Consider the following 16377-nt stretch of genomic DNA (forward strand, 5'->3'; position numbering starts at 1 on the left):
TTCGGGCCTGTTTTGTTCTCTGGTAGAGCAGAGCAGGCTCAGGGCTACTGAAAGCCCGCTCCGTACCGCTTAGCGGTCGGAGTCGGGTAGTTTACCATCTGGCTAATGGTTCTGCAGATGATCCGCAGGGTCATGGAGCGCAGCAGGATCCCCATCTGAAGGTCTGTCCCCGGCAATTCAAATCGCTCCGCCTGGCCCGCCACCGTCAAAGTTAGGGTGGATCCCCGCTGCAGGAAGAGGGCGCCACCGGGGTTGAGATCCCGTTTCAGGGTTTGCAGCTCTTGATCGGAGGGATCCCGCAGCACCACCAGATCGCTGCCTTCGTAGGCCAAGCCCTCCCGCTCCAGGGTCTCTTCGTCGGCTTCCGCCAAAAGCAGATCCAGTTGGGGATGGCGCAGCAGGGTTTTCACCTGGCGAAAGAGGCTGCCCTGCAGGGGTCTAGAGCTGTGGTTTAGCAGCACGCCCTCCCGACAGACGGATCCCACACATGCGTTGGGGCGGTGGGACAAAATATGCTCCACCAAGGTGTGCGCCTCCACCAAGGTGAGGCGGTTAAAGGTCAAAATCGGGATGCGGGCCGTCTTGGGAAACAGATGGTCGAGGATTGCCCCCGGTACATCCACTCCCGCGCCAATGGCAGGTTTTTGGTGCATGAGCACACCTGGCGCAGCATTGATCTCGATGATCCCCAGGGATCCCTCCTTCCAGGAGCGCTCCAGGCTGGGGGCAATGACATCGATGCCCAAGCACACCAGCGAGAACTGCTGGGCAATGGTTTGGGCCAAAACCACGTTGTCGGGATGGACGGTGGCCGTGACATCGCGGCTCACTCCTCCCGCCGAGAGATTGGATACCTTGCGCAGATAGACCGTCCGCCCCGGTTCCAGCACACTGTCCACTGTCAAGCCTTGCTCTGCCAGAAAGCGCTCCATTGCCTCATCCCATTGGATCGGCCCCAGGGGAGAAGTGGGGGTATCCCAACGGACGGGATCCCGGTTGGCCTGCTCGATGAGCTGCCCGATGGTGCTTTGGCCATCTCCCGTCACTGAGGCGGGGCGTCGTTCCGTGGCCGCCACAAAGCGGCCTCCCACACACAACAGGCGAAAATCGGTGCCCTGCAGATGCTTTTCCAGGATCAGTCGGATGGGCTCCTCAGGGGGAAGGGCTGCCACGGCTACCTCGTAGGCAAAGGCCAGTTCTTCCGGGGTTTGAATGCCTGCTGTTACCCCTATCCCCTTGTGGCCGGCCACCGGCTTGAGCACCACCGGATAGCCGATTTCTTGCGCTTGCTGCAAAGCTTCTGCCAAAGAGGCGACCACCTCTCCCTGGGGCACGGGGAACCCTTGCGCCGCCAGAAAGGCTTTGCAATCGTCTTTGCGGGTGGTGAAGTCAGAGTCGAGATGGCTGTCGCAGTGAAAGGTGGTGGCCACCCCTCGCACCTGGTTGCGACCATAGCCATACTGCATCACCCCTTCATCCCATAGGTAGTAGGTCGGGATCCCGCGTTCGTGAGCAGCCCGCAGGAGGGCATAGACCGTCGGCCCGCCGTACACCGAGTCGCGAAACAATTGCTGCAGGCGGCGCATCTCCCCTTCAACGTCGAAGGGCTCCCCCTGGGCGATGGCTTCCAGCCAATCCCAAGCAAAATAAACCGCGGCACGAGTGGTACGGCCATGCAAGGTCTGCACCGCGATGCGCACATACTCTGGAAACAGGTGACAGCTCCACTTCTGCAAGTGGAGATCCATCTGCAACCGGTTCACCTCCGTCACCAGCCGGGCAAACAAGTGGGCGTAGGAAGGATAAGATCCCTCCTGCAACTGGGGGAAATGGAAGCAGACCTTGGACAGGTAGACATCAATGGGCAGCGGCTGTGGGCACTGGGTAAGGGCAAAGTCGAAGGTGAAAGCGGCTGTATTGAGATAGGGGTTAGGGCCGAGATAATGCTTCAGGTTGAAAATGTCGAAAACATCCGACTCGCGCGCGTTGATGCGGGGCACGCCCGCCGCCTCCTGCAAAACCATAGCCGGCCTCAAGAGAAGGGAAACAACGACCTCAGCGCGGGGAAAACCCAGCTCTCCCGGCTGGGGCCGCTTCCATTATTCCCGATCCGGCCCCCATCCCCGGCGGCTTGCCCTCGCAGCATAAGGGATCCCAGCTAGCCTTTTGCTGGTCAATTAACAGTTGCCTGACAGGCAACTTGGTAACTTGGAAAACCCTTCCCACCCTCTGATCGGGTTGGGGTTATTTCGAGTTGCAGTGCAACTGTTTGCCAATTCTGGGATCCCCTCTCCTCATAATGGGCAAGGGGCTGGGAGTGCTTGCCTGTAGCAGTGCTAGAGGAATGCCTCAGACTTAGACTTGTTCGGAATCACCTAACGATGGGCTTGCCAAGTTGGACTAGCGAAGGGCGCTCAGAAGCACAACATCCATAACCAGCAGCGCCCCAGCAAAGGCCAGCAGGCTGCGCACGATCTGGCGCTCTTGCTTAGAACGATGGGATCCACCCACACGAAGCCATTTCAGAGATTGGGGAAGGCGGTACAACATAGGAAAGTCGGCGGAACCCTAGGGTGATCATGCCCTATTTTGTGGGGTTTGGATTCCCCACGCTGGGGGGGAGAAACGGCTAGCCCTGAGGGGCAATTCCCTCTAGAGTGAGGGTTAGTCCATTGCCCCTGTCTATGACCACTCCCTTGACCCAAGCCGAAACCGTTTTGCAAAGGTGCTGGGATCATTGGCAATCTCTGGCCAGCCGTCGGGATTTACAACCGGAGTTCAGGGCTCTATCCACTTTGCGCAAGCGCCTCACCGCGCGGCTGTTTTCCATTGCGGTGTTTGGGCTGGTCAACCGTGGCAAGTCGGCCGTCCTGAACGCCCTAACCGGCGAGGAGCGATTGAAGGTGGGCCCCCTCAATGGGGTCACTCAGCAGCCCCAATCCCTGCTGTGGCAGCCGGAGCCAGGGATCCCTTGGCGGGTGAGGCTGGTGGATACTCCGGGTTTGAACGAAGTGGAAGGAGAAGCCCGCGAACAGTTGGCCTGGGATGTGGCCCGCTCGGCGGATTTGATCGTGTTTGTCATCGCCACCGACCTGACCCAGTTGGAATACCAAGCTCTCTCGGAGCTGCGCACTCTATACAAGCCCATCCTGCTGGTGTTGAACAAATGCGATCTCTACTCCGAAGCGGAGTTGCAGGCCATTTGTGCCCAGATCAGCCGCCACCTAGGCTGGGTATCGCCGCAGGAGATTTTGACCGTGGCCGCTTGCCCAAAACCTCTGAAAGTCCGCACCCACTGGCCGGATGGCCGCATTACTTTGGAATGGGAACGGCCTGCACCCCAAATTGAAGCCTTGCGGGGGCGAATTCTGCAGATTTTGCAAACCGAGGCGGGATCCCTCCTGGCTTTGAATGTGTTGAAGCGGCTGGACCGGGTTCAGGCCCAGATTCTGGAAAAACAGTGGCAGCACCATGCCCCCTTTGTGGAGCAATGGGGCAGGATTTTCGCCCTTGGCAAGGGGATGGGGGTGGGCTTAGCTCCGCTGGGGTTGGATTTGCTGTTGGCCCCGCTGCTGGATGGTCTTTGGCTGCTGGGCTTGGAGATCCGGCTGCACCTGCCCCGGAGGGTCTTGTGGAAGGGGCTGTGGCGACCGCTGCTGCTCAATGGGGCTCTGCTGCTGCTGGCGGAAGGGGTGAGTTCCTGGCTGTGGGGAGACTGGAGCAACGGCCTTTTGCCGGGTCTGGTGGCGGGGGTCAGCCTGTATCGCCTGGGATCCCTGGCGCCACAGGTGCTCAGCCGGTTTGCAGCCCGAGCGTTCGGCCTGGAAGCGGGCCTTCGTGCCTTGATCGGACGGGAAAGGTTGGCTATGACAGACTGCACAGCCTCTCTGCCAAGCTCCCTGGCCTAGTTCTCAACCATTTCGGCAGCGTGGTAGGAGCTGCGCACCAATGGCCCTGAGCGCACCTGGCGAAACCCCATCTGGCGGGCTATCTGGCCCAGCTCGGCAAACTCTTCCGGAGTCCAGTAGCGTTCCACAGGGCGATGGGCCAAGGAAGGTTGTAGGTATTGCCCCAGAGTCAGACGATCGCATCCCACCGCCAGCAGATCCCGGAAAGTTTCCAGCACTTCTGCGCGGGTCTCCCCATGCCCCAGCATCAGTCCAGACTTGGTGGGTAATCCAGGATTCAGCTCCTTGACCGTTCGCAAAACCCGCAAGGACAAGTCGTAGCCGGAGCTGCGCCGTACTGCCTGGGAGAGGCGTCGCACCGTTTCGATGTTGTGGTTGTAGCAAACAGGCTGGGCAGCCACCACACGGGCAATGCACTCGCGATCCCCGCGAAAGTCGGGGGTAAGCACCTCGATCTGGGTGCCGGGGCAGCGCCGCCGAATTGCCTCGATGACCTCCACAAAGCGACCGGATCCCTGGTCGGGCAGATCGTCGCGGGCCACCGAGGTGAGTACCACATAGCTGAGCCCCAGCAGCTCAACCGCCTCGGCCACTTTCTCCGGCTCTGCGGGATCCAATGGTGCGGGCCGTCCACTGGCCACCTGGCAAAAAGAGCAGGCGCGGGTACAGATCCCTCCCATCAGCAGAAATGTAGCGGTTTTTTGGCTGTAGCACTCGGCTCGGTTTGGACAGCGCCCCTCCTCACAAATGGTGTGCAGGCCCCGCTGCTTGATCACCTGCTGCACCGCTGAAGTCTCGCTGGCTTTGCCGATGGAACGCTTGACCCAACTGGGAAGAGGGCTAACCGACATAGGGAGAACCGTTGCGTTAACTGGGTATCGGCAACAAGACTGCGCCCCTCTACAGCCGAAGGATGCAGCGCCTGCTCTGCCATTCTGACATGATGAAGCTCTGGGTTCCGAAAAGGGGAGGCCGAAGTCTTTGGGTCGACGGACTTCTCGGCTCGCACCAGCGGGACAAAGTCCTCCCAAAGCTCAGCCCTGTTCAGGGTTGCATGGGTCTTTCGGGGAGATTAAGCCACCTGGGGTGTGGTCAGCATTTGGTTGACGATGCGCTGCACAATCTGAAAGCCGGTCACCGCCTGCCAACCCAAGATCGCCAGGATCACCACGTTTAATAGGACATGCACATTACGCGCCCAGACCTTTTGCCCGTCTTTCATCAGCGGTGCTAGAGCCGCAGAGCTGGCCACCAAGGCCACAATGCCCAACCCAGCCAGCAGGTGAGGCCCAACAAACAGCTTGCCATTGTTCAGGTAGGTAACCCCCATGCCGCCCAGCGCCCCGAACACCATCAACACCAAGAACAGGGATCCGGCGAGGAAATGCCGCTGACCAAACTTCCCTTTGATCAGCTCCTTGCGTTCTTCTGCCGAGGCAGTGCGCACCCGTCGCGCTTGCAGACCCAGGTAAAGGGCATACAGGGCCAGCGCAAATGCCAAAATCATCAGCACAGGATGAAAGAAAGGCAAGGCCAGTTCTAGCCAGCGAGGAAGTTGAATGCTCATAGAGATCGCAGGATGGAAGAGGAAGACGCCCCCAAATTAACATGAGTTAACCTGATGCGCGGCAGTCTCCAGTCTCAGCGCAGCGGACTGGCACCCTATGGCAGGGTAACCCCCTGCGTCACTTTGTGGCTACGCAACGCTGCCGCGGCCCAGCTTTATCCCAGTCGCCAGCAAGAAAAACTCTTGCACCACTGGGGGCGGATGTGCTGAGCCCTCTACAGCGCGGCGGTGGCAGATCGCAAAACCAGCTACCAAAAGCTGGGCAGGTCTGTCAGCTACTTCGACACCGCTGACGGGAATAAGCAACTGAGCTCGCTGAAGCGTCAGAAGCGGCTAGCCGCGGTTCAGGCTATCGCGAAAGTCCGCCGGCCAGTTGAAGGCTCGCTTCTGCAGAAAGCTGCCAGCTCCCAAAGGTTCTAAAGGCCGGCAAACCCATCCAGCTGGCTCGGAGGAGAGATGGGCGTGTCAGGACAGGGATCCCACCGGCGCGAGATATTTTCCGTCTATGAGAAAGATGCCATTGGCAAACTGCACACTGTAGGTGCCCAACAGCCGCCGCTGCAGGATCACCCCTTGTTCGTGCAAGCGGATCAAATGGGCCGGGCGCAACATCGGCATTGGGTCAGCCGTTTTTAGGTAAGGAGGCATCTCCACCACTTGAACCGTTGCCCCCACTGGCAGTAAACCCTGGGCTTCAGACATAACGGGAGTCCATGTGGCAAGTGTCTCTAGCTTAGCTGAATGTAGGACGATGTATGCCCAAAACCGAACCCGAGCAGGATGACAGCATTAGGGCAGATCCCAGAGGAGCCGAACAGATTGGATCCCCGAAGAATTGTTGTAAGATTTTTATCAAGCACGAGGATTCAACGAGATAAAAAGGTAACATCTTGCAAGGTGAGTTGGTTTTTCCCACAAAGAAAAAGCAGTCGGCCTTTCGGGGTGCTGCCAACTGATTGCCAATTTGCTACCATACCATGAACTCTTGGTACCCATTTTTTGTGTCCTTGGATACGGAAACCTCATTTGCCGAGGCAATTTAGGGGTTCTCTTGTCCTGGAGCTGTGGGCGCAGGGCTTAGCAAGCTCGCCTTCGGCCTACGCACCAGCCAGATTTTTGCCGAAATTCTGTAGAAGTGTTAAGAATAGTTACATTGGTTTGCTATCTTCTCAGTTTTCATACTCGTCCTTACTTCAGCGCTGCGAAACGACCATGCTAGATCCCATTCCCCCCCCAGCCCTTGAGGAATATCTATTGGAAACGGGCATTATCGACCGTTCTCAACTGAGCCTGGCCAAGAAGCTGCAGCATCGCCAGCAAGGGCCGTTGCTGATGATCCTTTTGGAGTTGAGTTTCATCGATCTGGAGCAGCTCAGCCGCCTTTTGGATTTGGGCCGCGCCTACCCTTTTGATCATGCTGCAAACGCTGGATAGTCTTCAGCCCAACTGGCAACAGGCTCTGGCTCGGTGGTTCGCTGCTGAGCAGGGATCCCTGCTGCTGAAAAGCTGTGGGGGCCAGGATCTGGCGAAGCTGCGCAGTGTTTTGCAACAGATCTGTTCTCCTGTCCAGTCTGTTACGTTGCTAACAGAAGACTTGGAGGTGGTGGCCGGCCCATTGACGCTGCAAAGCTGGGATCCTCAAGCGACGGGCCATTTTGCCCACCTTTATCTGGAGCGTTCCGCCTCTAGCTCACACATGAGTCGTTTGGCGGCTATTGTTGCTCGGTTGCGCGCTCCCGACGGGTGTCCTTGGGATCGGGCCCAAACTCCAGAGTCTCTTACCCCCTACATTCTTGAAGAAGCGTATGAGACGGTAGCTGCCATTCGAGCCGGGGATCCGGCAGCAATTGCCGAAGAGCTGGGGGATTTGTTGTTGCAGGTGGTGTTGCAGTCTCAGATCTTTGCCGAGCAGAACCACTTTGATCTGGAAGCTGTGGCTGCGCGAATTGCCGATAAACTGATCCGCCGTCACCCCCATGTGTTTGGGGATGCTGTGATGGCAGATCTTCCGGAGTTGCACCGCTCTTGGGAACAGATCAAGCAAGGGGAGCGACCGGATCAAAGCCTTGGCCAAAAACTGCTGCACTATGCCCAAAGTTTGCCTCCCCTAATGGCTGCCCTGAAAATTTCCTGCAAAGTGGTGGGGGCAGGGTTTGAGTGGCCAACGGTGGAGGGGATCTGGGCCAAGATCCGCGAGGAAGAAGCCGAGCTGCGTCGAGAATTGGAGAGGGATCCCCCCGATCCAACTCGGCAGGAAGCCGAACTGGGGGATCTGCTTTTTGCCCTGGTCAACTTGGGCCGTTGGTATGGTTTGGATGCTGCCCAAGCTCTAACCCAAACCAACCTGCGCTTTGCTCGCCGTTTTTTGCGCATGGAAGAGCTGGCTCAGGAACCAGCGGGATCCCTGCCCGGCGATGGCATAAGCTCCCTTCTGAAAGGACGCAGTTTCCAGGAGCTGGAAGTCCTCTGGCAACAGGCCAAGCAAGAATATCTCTAGTTTGGATATGGGGTTGAGCCGGTGCCAGCTCTGAGGGGGTATCCGCCCACACAGTCTTGGGGCAGGTTTTCTTCGTAGGGTAGGAGCTGTTCTGAGCACCTGTCTCTATGTCGGCTATGTCTCCAGTTTTTTTCCTTGAGCAGGCTGGGGCTTGGATTGAATGCCTGCCCACATGCCAGAATGCAGCAAACCCCCCTCGCTATGCTCCTGTACGGGCCGGGGAGTATATTCGCTCTAAGCTGAAGGTTTCGATGATTGGGAAGGCAGGGCAAAGCTCTCGGAGATCTCAAACTCGGGATCCCTGAAGTCTAGAGATCTCGGGCAGACGATGCAACCGCTTCTTGGCTTTGATCTGGGAGCAGTTTGGGTTGCCTGATCTCGGTGCTCCTTTGCCTGTGATAAAACTCCTTGCCCGTCATTTGGCCTGTGCAAATTCAGATCCGCCATCTCATCGAATATCGCTACAGTCGTCCAGTCCAACTGGAGCCCCATACGGTGCGATTGCGACCGCGCTGCGACGGGATCCAAACTCTCCTGGCTTTTGAGTTGCAGGTGGATCCGCAGCCGGTGGGCCAATCGGCGCTGGTGGACCTGGAGGGCAACGCGGCGGTTCGGCTCTGGTTTGGGGATCCCACCGAGCACTTGCGCATCCAAACTCAGGCCACGGTGCTCACCCTGCGGCAGAATCCCTTCGACTACCTGCTCTGCGATTGGGCCACCCATCTCCCCATCGACTATCCCAGCACGCTGGCAGCCCAATTACAGCCTTATCTGACGGCTCAGGCGGATCCCGGCATCCAGGCCTTGGCCTGGGAGCTATGGGATCACGTGCAGGGGGAAACGACAGCTTTTCTGCCGGCGCTGAACCAGCGCATCTATTCAGAATGCCGCCACATCTTGCGGGAAAAGGGGGATCCCTGGCCTGCCGGCTTGACCTGGCATCGCAAAACCGGAGCCTGCCGCGATTTGGCCCTGGTGTTCATGGAGGTCTGCCGTACGGTAGGCTTGGCCGCGCGCTTTGTCAGTGGCTACCAGGTCAGCCCCTCGCAGCCTTCGGGGGAGAGCAGGGGTGGAGAACCCCCAGAGCCTGGGCGCCGTCATTTGCACGCTTGGGCGGAGGTGTACTTGCCAGGGGCCGGTTGGCGGGGCTTTGATCCCACCCAAGGGTTGGCTGTGGCCGACGGTCATGTGGCTTTGGCGGCCAGCGCTTATCCCAGAGATGCTGCCCCTCTCTACGGCCATTGGCTGGGCAGGGGCGTTCACAGCAGCATGAGCTACACCATCCACATTCAGGCGGGATCTTCCGCCCACAGCCAAGCCCAGCTTGCTGCAGACAGCCTGAGCACTCCACCAAAAGTTTGGGGCTGAAGCCGTAGAGCTTCAACTTGGCCGGATCCCAAAGCGGAAATTTGAGATAGCATAGCCTAGCCCAGATCTTGAGAATTTGCCGAGGGATCCCGTTGACCCAGTCTATTGATGTCCCCACCAGCGTTGATACGTTTTTGCAGGAGTTGGCCGCCATTCAGCAAGTTGGGCCGAAGCGAGTGGCCATCCTGGGCAGTCGTCATGTGCCCATTACCCACCAGTATTTGATCGAGACCCTCAGTTATGCCCTGGCCCTTACCGGCAACCAGATCCTCACATCCGGGGCTATTGGCACCAACTTGGCCGTCATTCGGGGGGCGATGCGGGCGGACATGAAGTCCTTGACGGTGATCTTGCCGCAGAGTTTGGAGCGACAGCCGGCAGAGTCGCGGGCCAGCCTGGAGCAGGTGCTGCATCTGGTGGAGCATCCGGAAAACGACCATCTTCCCTTGGCGGAGGCCAGCCGCCTGTGCAACCTGGAGATCATCAGCAAGTGCCAGCAGTTGATCTGCTTTGTCTTCCACGACAGCGTCACGCTGCTGGATGCCTGCAAGCATGCTGAGGAACAACACAAGTTGGTCACTCTCTTCTATTTCGACTGATTTGCCCTTCTACTTTCTTCCTCGGTATTGAGCTTGCGGCAGGGGGAAGTGTTCTTGTAGCCAGGCTTCAGCTTCTGCCGGGGTGGTGAGTTCGCCGTTCAGGGTGAGGCAACGCAGTTGCTCCAAAATGGCTTGGAAGGGGCGACCTGGCTTATAACCCAGACGACGCAGATCGTGGCCGTTGAGCAGCGGCTTTACCCAGTACCACTCCTGCAAATAGCGCCAGATCAGCCGCCGGGCCGGCTTGGGGGCGATCCCAGCCAACAAAATCACCGCCGGGATCCGCAGCCCCTGCAGCAGTTGCACCACCTGGGCCGGAGAGAGGGTGCCGGGATCCAATTGGGCCAACAGGGTTTGGTAATAGGAGGAATGGCTGAGGCGTTCGATGCCTGCTTGGGTGAGGTGGAGTTGGCTGGCCACCTGGGGGGCTTGGGGCAGCGTGAGGAGGAGAGCCTCTAGGCGCAGTTGCCAGATCTCCTGGGATCCCAGCTCAGGATAGCGGCGGCGAAAGTGATAAGCCCAGCGGCCCACCCGTTGCAACCGCCGGCACAGGGAGGGATCCCACTCCAGGTCGGGGTGAATACAGCGCAAAGCCCCCCATTCTGCCAGCCGCTCAAAGGCTTGGGGCCAATCGCGGGATCCGAGAATGTAGGCCAGCTCCTGCTTGAGGCGATCCCCGCCGACGGCATCGTGCAGACCACTGGCCACGGCAGCGCGGATCCATTTTTCTGTGGTCGAGTCCAGGGCGAAGCCCAAGCGCACCGCAAAGCGCACCGCCCGATAAATGCGGGTGGGATCCTCGATGAAGCTGTTGGGGTGCAATGCCCGGATGATCCCCTGTTGCAGATCTGCTTGTCCGCCGAAAAAATCCAGCACCTGTCCTCGCTGGGGGCCGTTGAGGCGCAAGGCCAAGGCGTTGATGGAAAAATCCCGCCGATAGAGGTCTTGCTGAATGGATCCCATGGCCACTTCGGGGGGAGAGGCCGGGTAGGGATAAAACTCCGTGCGGGCGCTGGCGATATCCACACAAAAGCCTCCTGGCCAGATCAAGGCCGCCGTTTGGAATTTGCCGTGGATCTCCAGCCGCGCTTCTGGGAAGTGCTGTTTGAGCGCTTGTCCCAAAATCAAGCCCCAGCCCGGGGGATCGATCCCATCCAGGGCCGGAGAGTAGGGCCCATCCACCACCAAGTCCAGATCCAGCCGCTCCAGGTTGGGTGAGGGCTGCCGTCCCCACCGATGCAGCAGCAGATCCCGCACCGTTCCCCCTACCAGATACAACCTCAGGCCCTTTTCATCGGCGAGGCGGGCGGCCTGCTCCAGCAACTGTCGATGCCGTTCCGAAAGAGCGGCGAAGGTGAGATCCAAGGGGCAGGAAAGGGTGGGCAGAGCCAACTGGGGTGAGAGGGCCGGCAACTCGTGTAGGTGCCGCAACACATCGGTGCGAGTTACAATGCCCACCAACTGTCCATCCTGGAGAACCGGCAGGCGGCCAATATCCCACTGCACCATCAACCGCTGAATCTCCGCCAAGGGGGTGTCGGGGGAGAGGGTTTTCACGTCGGTGGTCATGTAGCCCTTGACGGGGGCATGGCCAAACCCGTGATGCAGGGCGATATCGATATCCCGCCGCGAGATCACCCCCACCAGGCGACCTTGAGCGTCCACCACCACCAGGCCGGAATGGCCGTAGCGCAGCAGCACCCGCTGGGCCTCGTCGATGGTGATCTCCGGTCGGATGGTGCGCACCGGAGCCGACATCAAATCTTTGGCCGTCACCGGGGGCGGGATCCGCTCTTGGACAGCCTGCCTGAGGGCCGCCATGACTTGGGCCGGGTCGGGCAAAGGCTGCTCTGGGCTGGCTTTTAACGTGGCTGCTGCAGCACAATCGTGTCCACCGCCGCCGTAGAGGGCCATCACCCTGCCCAACTGGGCAAACTCCTGCCGCGCCCGCCCGATCAGGCTGAGCCGCTCCCCCTGCCGCGCCACCAAGAGCAGCACATCCACTCCCGTCAGATCCATCAGCCGCATCACCAGGCCGGCCAAGCCGGGCACAAACTCCGGCAGCTCCAGCAGCCACTCTCCCAGGCGATACTCTCCCACCTGCTGCACCTGCATCTGGGCCAGCCCCTGGCTGAGCAGCTCGCGCATCTCTGGGGTGAGGCCATCCCCCAAAAAGCGCCGCAACAAGACCAGGTTCACCCCCTGATCCAACAGCCAGCTCAGGGCAGCAGCATCGCGGGCGGTGGTCTCCGGGAAGGTCAGGGATCCCGTATCCATGTGGATGCCCAAAGCCAGTGCCAGCCGCTCAAAAGGGCTGAGAGGGATCCCAGCAGCCTGCAGCCGCTCCACCAGCAAGGTACAGGTGGCCCCCACGGCCTCGATATGGCTGTTGACCTGCTGCTGCGGCCAAAAGTTATCCAGTGGACTGGGGTGATGGTCGAAAATCTCAATCTGCGCGCCGGGGACGCTCAACCAAGCGGCAGCTTTGCCCAAGCGATCCGGATCGTGACAGTCCACCACAATCCACCGCTGCACCTGTCCCGGATCCACAGAGCGCAACTCAATGAGGGGAAATTCATCTCGGTACAGGGCCAAAAACTCCTGCACCCCCGGCAGGGATCCCCCGGTCAAGGCAATGCGGGCACCCGGATACAGGCGCGCCGCTCCCACCGCCGCCCCTAGGGTGTCGAAATCCGCCGATTGATGGCACAGGATCAGATCCATTGCGGCAAGAGTTGTCGTTTTCCCCCCTTCCATCCTGGCCTAAGCCGGGATCCCTCTTGTTGGAGTCGGACAAGAAGAAATGAAGGGCTGCTCAACTCCGAGGGGCAAGTGGAAACCTTGAAGTTTCGGGATGAGTGTCGAGTTTTGATCAAAAAATGGGGTCTTTAACCCCGTCCTACGGCTATGCAGAAGCAGGCCAGTAGCGTGGGGAGTTATGTCCACAAGGAGCTTTTACAGCGTCGTCAGCTCCTTTTCTTTTTCTGCCAGCAGCTCATCGATCTTCTTAATGTAGCGGTCAGTTAGTTTCTGGATGGCATCCTGCAAGCTTTTGGACTCATCTTCAGACAGCTCGCCATTTTTCTCTCGCTTGCGCACCGAGTCGATGCCATCCCGCCGGATGTTGCGGATCGAGACTCGCCCCTCTTCGGCCAGCTTGGCCACCTGTTTGCTCAGCTCTTTGCGCCGCTCTTCTGTCAGGGGGGGAATGGTGAGCCGCACCACCTTGCCGTCGTTGCTGGGGGTTAGACCTAGGTCAGAGGCAACAATGGCCCGCTCAATGGCTGCCGAGGTCGAGGGATCAAAGGGCTGGATCAAGAGAGTGCTGGAGTCTGGCGTGGTGAGGCTGGCCAGGGCCTTCAGGGGAGTGGGCACGCCGTAGTACTCCACCTGAATCCGATCCAGCAGGCTGGAATTGGCCCGCCCGGTGCGTACCGTATTAAAGGAGCGCTGTGTGGCTTGCACAGCTTTGTTCATCAACTCCTCAATCTCAGCTAGCTCCACGGGGTTTTCCTCGCTTTCAAAACAGTTTCCAGACAGTCAGGCTTGGGCAGCCAACCTGGCCCCTCTACGGTGAGCCTGACCTCAATTCTACCGCCTTGTCTTAGGATCCCGTTCCCCAAAGCTGCACCTGCAGCTGGCGAATTTCCGCAAAATGCCCCCCAGTGGGATAGTACGAGCTCAAAGCTTTTCTTAGACTGGTCTGGACTTTACTGCACAATACAGGCACGACGAAGTTTTATGCCCTCTCGTCAAGTTTGTTCTTCAACGGCCCTAGCCTGGCTGATCGGCAGCTTGAGTCTCTTGGGTTTTGGAGCGGCTGCGGCAGCCTTAGAGCTGCAGATTGTGTCCCCCAATGCTTATAAAGTGCCCTACCTGGGAATTGATGGTGTTTTCACTCTGGATACGTCCCTGGAACAATCGGCCAACGATCCGCGCAATCCAAAGCGGGTGAAGTTTGAGAAGATGGAGTTCTTCTCCTTCTACGCCGATCTGGAGGGGAAAAAGCCCCTGGCGGAAAATTGTCGCTACGCCTATCGGGGGGCTGCGCCGGATCCCTTCTACTACCCTGAGCGCTCCTTAAGTTCCATCTGGGATTTGTTTCAGTTGCAGCCTGGAGCAGACGCCAGTTGCGAGACCTTCACCTATGTGATTCTGCGGGCACCCCACGGGGATCCGGTGCACATGCACCTGCGCTACGGAGGCCGCAACAGCAGCTTCCAGGAACTTCTGAACATCAGCACTCTGCCGGAGGATCCTGCCAACTTCAACCCCTGGTGGAGCACCTACTGCGCGGAGGGGGTAACCGGCTGCGATTGATGGGCTGGGCGGCTCACAACTCCTGCCGCGCTTCCAAGGCACGGGCCAGGGTGACCTCGTCGGCGTATTCCAGCTCGGATCCCATGGGCAGGCCGAAGGCCAGGCGGGTCATGCGCAAGGTGGGGGCAACTGGCTTCAGGTAATCCTTGACCACGTGCATGGTCACCTCTCCCTCTACACTGGGGCTGAGGGCGAAGATCAGCTCCTGCGGTTTTTCCCGTGCCACCCGAGCCACCAGCTCGCGGATGTGCAGTTGGTCGGCCCCGATCCCGTTCATGGGGGAGATGAGGCCGCCCAAAACGTGGTAGAGCCCCTTGAACTCGCGGGTGCGCTCCATCGCAATCAAGTCTTTGACGTCGGCCACCACGCACCACAGCGAGGGATCCCGCTGCGGCGAACGGCAGATCTCACAGGGATCCTCCGCCGACCAGTTGAAGCAGATGGAACAGTGCCGAACCGTCTGCTTGGCTTCCAGCAGGGCTTTGGCCAGGGCCTCGATCTCGCCGGCAGGCCGGTTGATCAAGTGGAGAGCTAGGCGCTGAGCGGTTTTGGAGCCAATGCCGGGCAGCCGTTGCAGCTCTTCGATGAGGCGAGCCAAGGGGCGAGTGTACATACAGAGTTAAGCAAGCGGGGTTAAGCAAGTGGGGCTCAACCCAGTCCCAACCCCGGCAGACTGATGTTTCCGGTCAGCTCTTCCATGCGTTTGCGCATCGTCTCGGCAGATTGGGTGTAGGCGTTCACCATCGCCGTCAGGAGCAAGTCCTCTACCACATCCACCGACTCCTGGAGAATCTGGGGATCCAGAGAGACTTTGAGAGGTTCTTGGTTGCCGTTGACCGTCACTTTCACCAGCCCATTGCCGGCTTCGCCGACGATCTCCATCTCTTCCAGCTCTTTTTGCAGCCTTTGGGCGCCATCGCGCACCTCTTGGGCTTTCTTGAGCGCTTCTTGGATTTTGCCGAAGGGGCCAAAGCCTCGAGTCATGGGATCCTCTCTTGGGTTATCCAGATACTGCTGTTCTACTCTACCCGTTTCCCCATCGCCGGTAAAAGCACTCGAAAGTTCAGGCCAGAAGTGCTCCGCACCGCTAAGGCGACCGGCCTTCCTTAGGTTGCCCTTAACTCTGGCAGATTATCCTCACAAGAGAAGCCAAAGATCGACTCAAAAGCCCATCTGCTCATCGGTGTTTGCCGTCTGGAGGTGCTATGGCTCAATTGTTGCAGGATCCCCGATCTCAAGTGGCCCAGCCCAGTTCAACTCGGGTGGAGCCTTCTCCCTGGCGTTGGCGGCGCTGGATCCCGGAGCGTTGGTATGTGCATTTGGGCCTGGTGCTGGCCTGCTTGGTTCTGGGATTTCCGGTGTTGTACGCCCTGCTCGTGAGCACCCAGAACAATGCCGAGGTGTTCCGCTATCAATTGACCTTTGGCTCCTCTTTTGCCTTCAACTGGCATCAGGTGATGGTGGCGCGGCACTTGGGCCACTACATGGTCAACAGCACCATCGTGGCGGTGGCGATCACCGTGGGCAAGACGGTTTTGTCGCTGCTAGCCGGGCTGGCCTTTGTGTACTTCCGCTTTCCCGGCAAAGGGCTGGCCTTTGGCTTTGTGCTGATCACGCTGATGATGCCCACAGAAATCTTGATCATTGCCCTGCTGCGGTTGGTCACCAACTTGGGCTGGGGATCCACCTACTACGCTTTAATCGTGCCCTTTCTGGCCAGCGCCACGGCCACGTTTTTGTTCCGCCAGCATTTTTCCAACATTCCCCGCGAGCTGGCGGAGGCGGCCCAACTGGACGGGGCCAACCCGCTGCAATTTCTCACCCAGGTGCTGATCCCCTTGAGCTGGAACGCCATCGGGGCGCAGGCGGTGATTCACTTCGTTTACGCTTGGAATATGTACCTGTGGCCCCGCTTGATCGTGCAAGGCCGAGAGCGACAAGTGGTGCAGGTGGGGCTGCAATCCCTGCTCAATCTGGATAGCTCGGCCTCCTATGGCCCCATGATGCTGGGAGCGATCATCGCCAGTATCCCGCCGCTGCTGGTGTTTATTGCGCTGCAGAAGCCCTTCATGAGCGGGTTAGCCCTCAATCGCGACAAGTAAGCCCTTAGGTTCCCTT

16 protein-coding genes are annotated in these 16377 nt (G+C 59.1%); 7 read left to right on the forward strand and 9 right to left on the reverse strand.

Annotation, left to right across the window (positions count from 1 at the left end; all coding sequences use genetic code 11):
• Positions 1-44: 44 nt before the first annotated feature.
• A complete protein-coding gene (locus ACVWZU_RS10800; RefSeq protein ID WP_457444853.1) occupies positions 45-2024 on the reverse strand; it encodes an acetate--CoA ligase family protein in 1980 nt (659 codons plus the stop codon).
• A gap of 376 nt (positions 2025-2400) precedes the next feature.
• On the reverse strand, positions 2401-2550 hold the full coding sequence (locus tag ACVWZU_RS10805) for a hypothetical protein (RefSeq protein WP_011429585.1): 150 nt from the start codon (positions 2548-2550) through the stop codon (positions 2401-2403).
• Between the two features lie 134 nt (positions 2551-2684).
• Between ACVWZU_RS10805 and ACVWZU_RS10810 the strand changes: the two genes are divergently transcribed.
• The gene (locus ACVWZU_RS10810) at positions 2685-3908 is read left to right on the forward strand and encodes an Era-like GTP-binding protein (protein WP_457444855.1); all 1224 of its coding nucleotides are present in this window, start codon (positions 2685-2687) and stop codon (positions 3906-3908) included.
• On the opposite strand, the gene lipA is transcribed toward ACVWZU_RS10810, so the two are convergent.
• The 3 genes from lipA to ACVWZU_RS10825 form a co-directional block, all read right to left on the reverse strand.
• Positions 3905-4759, reverse strand: a complete 855-nt coding sequence (gene lipA, locus ACVWZU_RS10815) for a lipoyl synthase (RefSeq protein WP_457444857.1) — start codon at positions 4757-4759, stop codon at positions 3905-3907. The two genes, ACVWZU_RS10810 and lipA, sit on opposite strands and share 4 nt — an antisense overlap.
• 221 nt (positions 4760-4980) lie before the next feature.
• Positions 4981-5475, reverse strand: a complete 495-nt coding sequence (locus ACVWZU_RS10820; protein WP_011429588.1) for a DUF4079 domain-containing protein — start codon at positions 5473-5475, stop codon at positions 4981-4983.
• Between the two features lie 465 nt (positions 5476-5940).
• The gene (locus tag ACVWZU_RS10825; RefSeq protein ID WP_011429589.1) at positions 5941-6177 is read right to left on the reverse strand and encodes a DUF3148 domain-containing protein; all 237 of its coding nucleotides are present in this window, start codon (positions 6175-6177) and stop codon (positions 5941-5943) included.
• A 510-nt stretch (positions 6178-6687) separates the two neighbouring features.
• Here ACVWZU_RS10825 and ACVWZU_RS10830 point away from each other — a divergent pair.
• From ACVWZU_RS10830 to ACVWZU_RS10845, 4 genes are all read left to right on the forward strand, one after another.
• The gene (locus ACVWZU_RS10830) at positions 6688-6909 is read left to right on the forward strand and encodes a DUF2949 domain-containing protein (protein WP_041436895.1); all 222 of its coding nucleotides are present in this window, start codon (positions 6688-6690) and stop codon (positions 6907-6909) included.
• Between the two features lie 262 nt (positions 6910-7171).
• Positions 7172-7972: a nucleoside triphosphate pyrophosphohydrolase gene (gene mazG, locus ACVWZU_RS10835; protein ID WP_457444874.1), complete on the forward strand. Its 801-nt coding sequence runs from the start codon at positions 7172-7174 to the stop codon at positions 7970-7972.
• A 426-nt stretch (positions 7973-8398) separates the two neighbouring features.
• The gene (locus tag ACVWZU_RS10840; protein ID WP_457444876.1) at positions 8399-9340 is read left to right on the forward strand and encodes a transglutaminase family protein; all 942 of its coding nucleotides are present in this window, start codon (positions 8399-8401) and stop codon (positions 9338-9340) included.
• Positions 9341-9432: 92 nt separating this feature from the next.
• Complete coding sequence (locus ACVWZU_RS10845; protein WP_011434437.1) at positions 9433-9939, forward strand: hypothetical protein; 507 nt, start codon at positions 9433-9435, stop codon at positions 9937-9939.
• A 9-nt stretch (positions 9940-9948) separates the two neighbouring features.
• On the opposite strand, the gene ACVWZU_RS10850 is transcribed toward ACVWZU_RS10845, so the two are convergent.
• Both ACVWZU_RS10850 and frr read right to left on the reverse strand, forming a co-directional pair.
• A complete protein-coding gene (locus tag ACVWZU_RS10850) occupies positions 9949-12663 on the reverse strand; it encodes a CBS domain-containing protein (RefSeq protein ID WP_457444859.1) in 2715 nt (904 codons plus the stop codon).
• Between the two features lie 231 nt (positions 12664-12894).
• Positions 12895-13443, reverse strand: coding sequence for a ribosome recycling factor (gene frr / locus ACVWZU_RS10855; RefSeq protein WP_457444861.1), 549 nt, complete (start codon positions 13441-13443; stop codon positions 12895-12897).
• 237 nt (positions 13444-13680) lie between these two features.
• On the opposite strand from frr, the gene ACVWZU_RS10860 reads away from it, so the two are divergent.
• Entirely contained in the window at positions 13681-14259 is a 579-nt protein-coding gene (locus tag ACVWZU_RS10860; RefSeq protein WP_414329036.1) for a hypothetical protein, read from the forward strand.
• 13 nt (positions 14260-14272) lie between these two features.
• Here ACVWZU_RS10860 and recR read toward each other — a convergent pair whose 3' ends face one another.
• Complete coding sequence (gene recR / locus ACVWZU_RS10865) at positions 14273-14872, reverse strand: recombination mediator RecR (protein ID WP_414418562.1); 600 nt, start codon at positions 14870-14872, stop codon at positions 14273-14275.
• A 35-nt stretch (positions 14873-14907) separates the two neighbouring features.
• A complete protein-coding gene (locus ACVWZU_RS10870) occupies positions 14908-15243 on the reverse strand; it encodes a YbaB/EbfC family nucleoid-associated protein (RefSeq protein WP_414344527.1) in 336 nt (111 codons plus the stop codon).
• 221 nt (positions 15244-15464) lie between these two features.
• Here ACVWZU_RS10870 and ACVWZU_RS10875 point away from each other — a divergent pair, with 221 nt between their 5' ends.
• Positions 15465-16361 (forward strand): carbohydrate ABC transporter permease, encoded by an 897-nt coding sequence (locus ACVWZU_RS10875; protein ID WP_414329037.1) that lies wholly within the window; start codon positions 15465-15467, stop codon positions 16359-16361.
• Positions 16362-16377: the final 16 nt, after the last annotated feature.

This window comes from Thermostichus sp. MS-CIW-26, assembly GCF_054059115.1.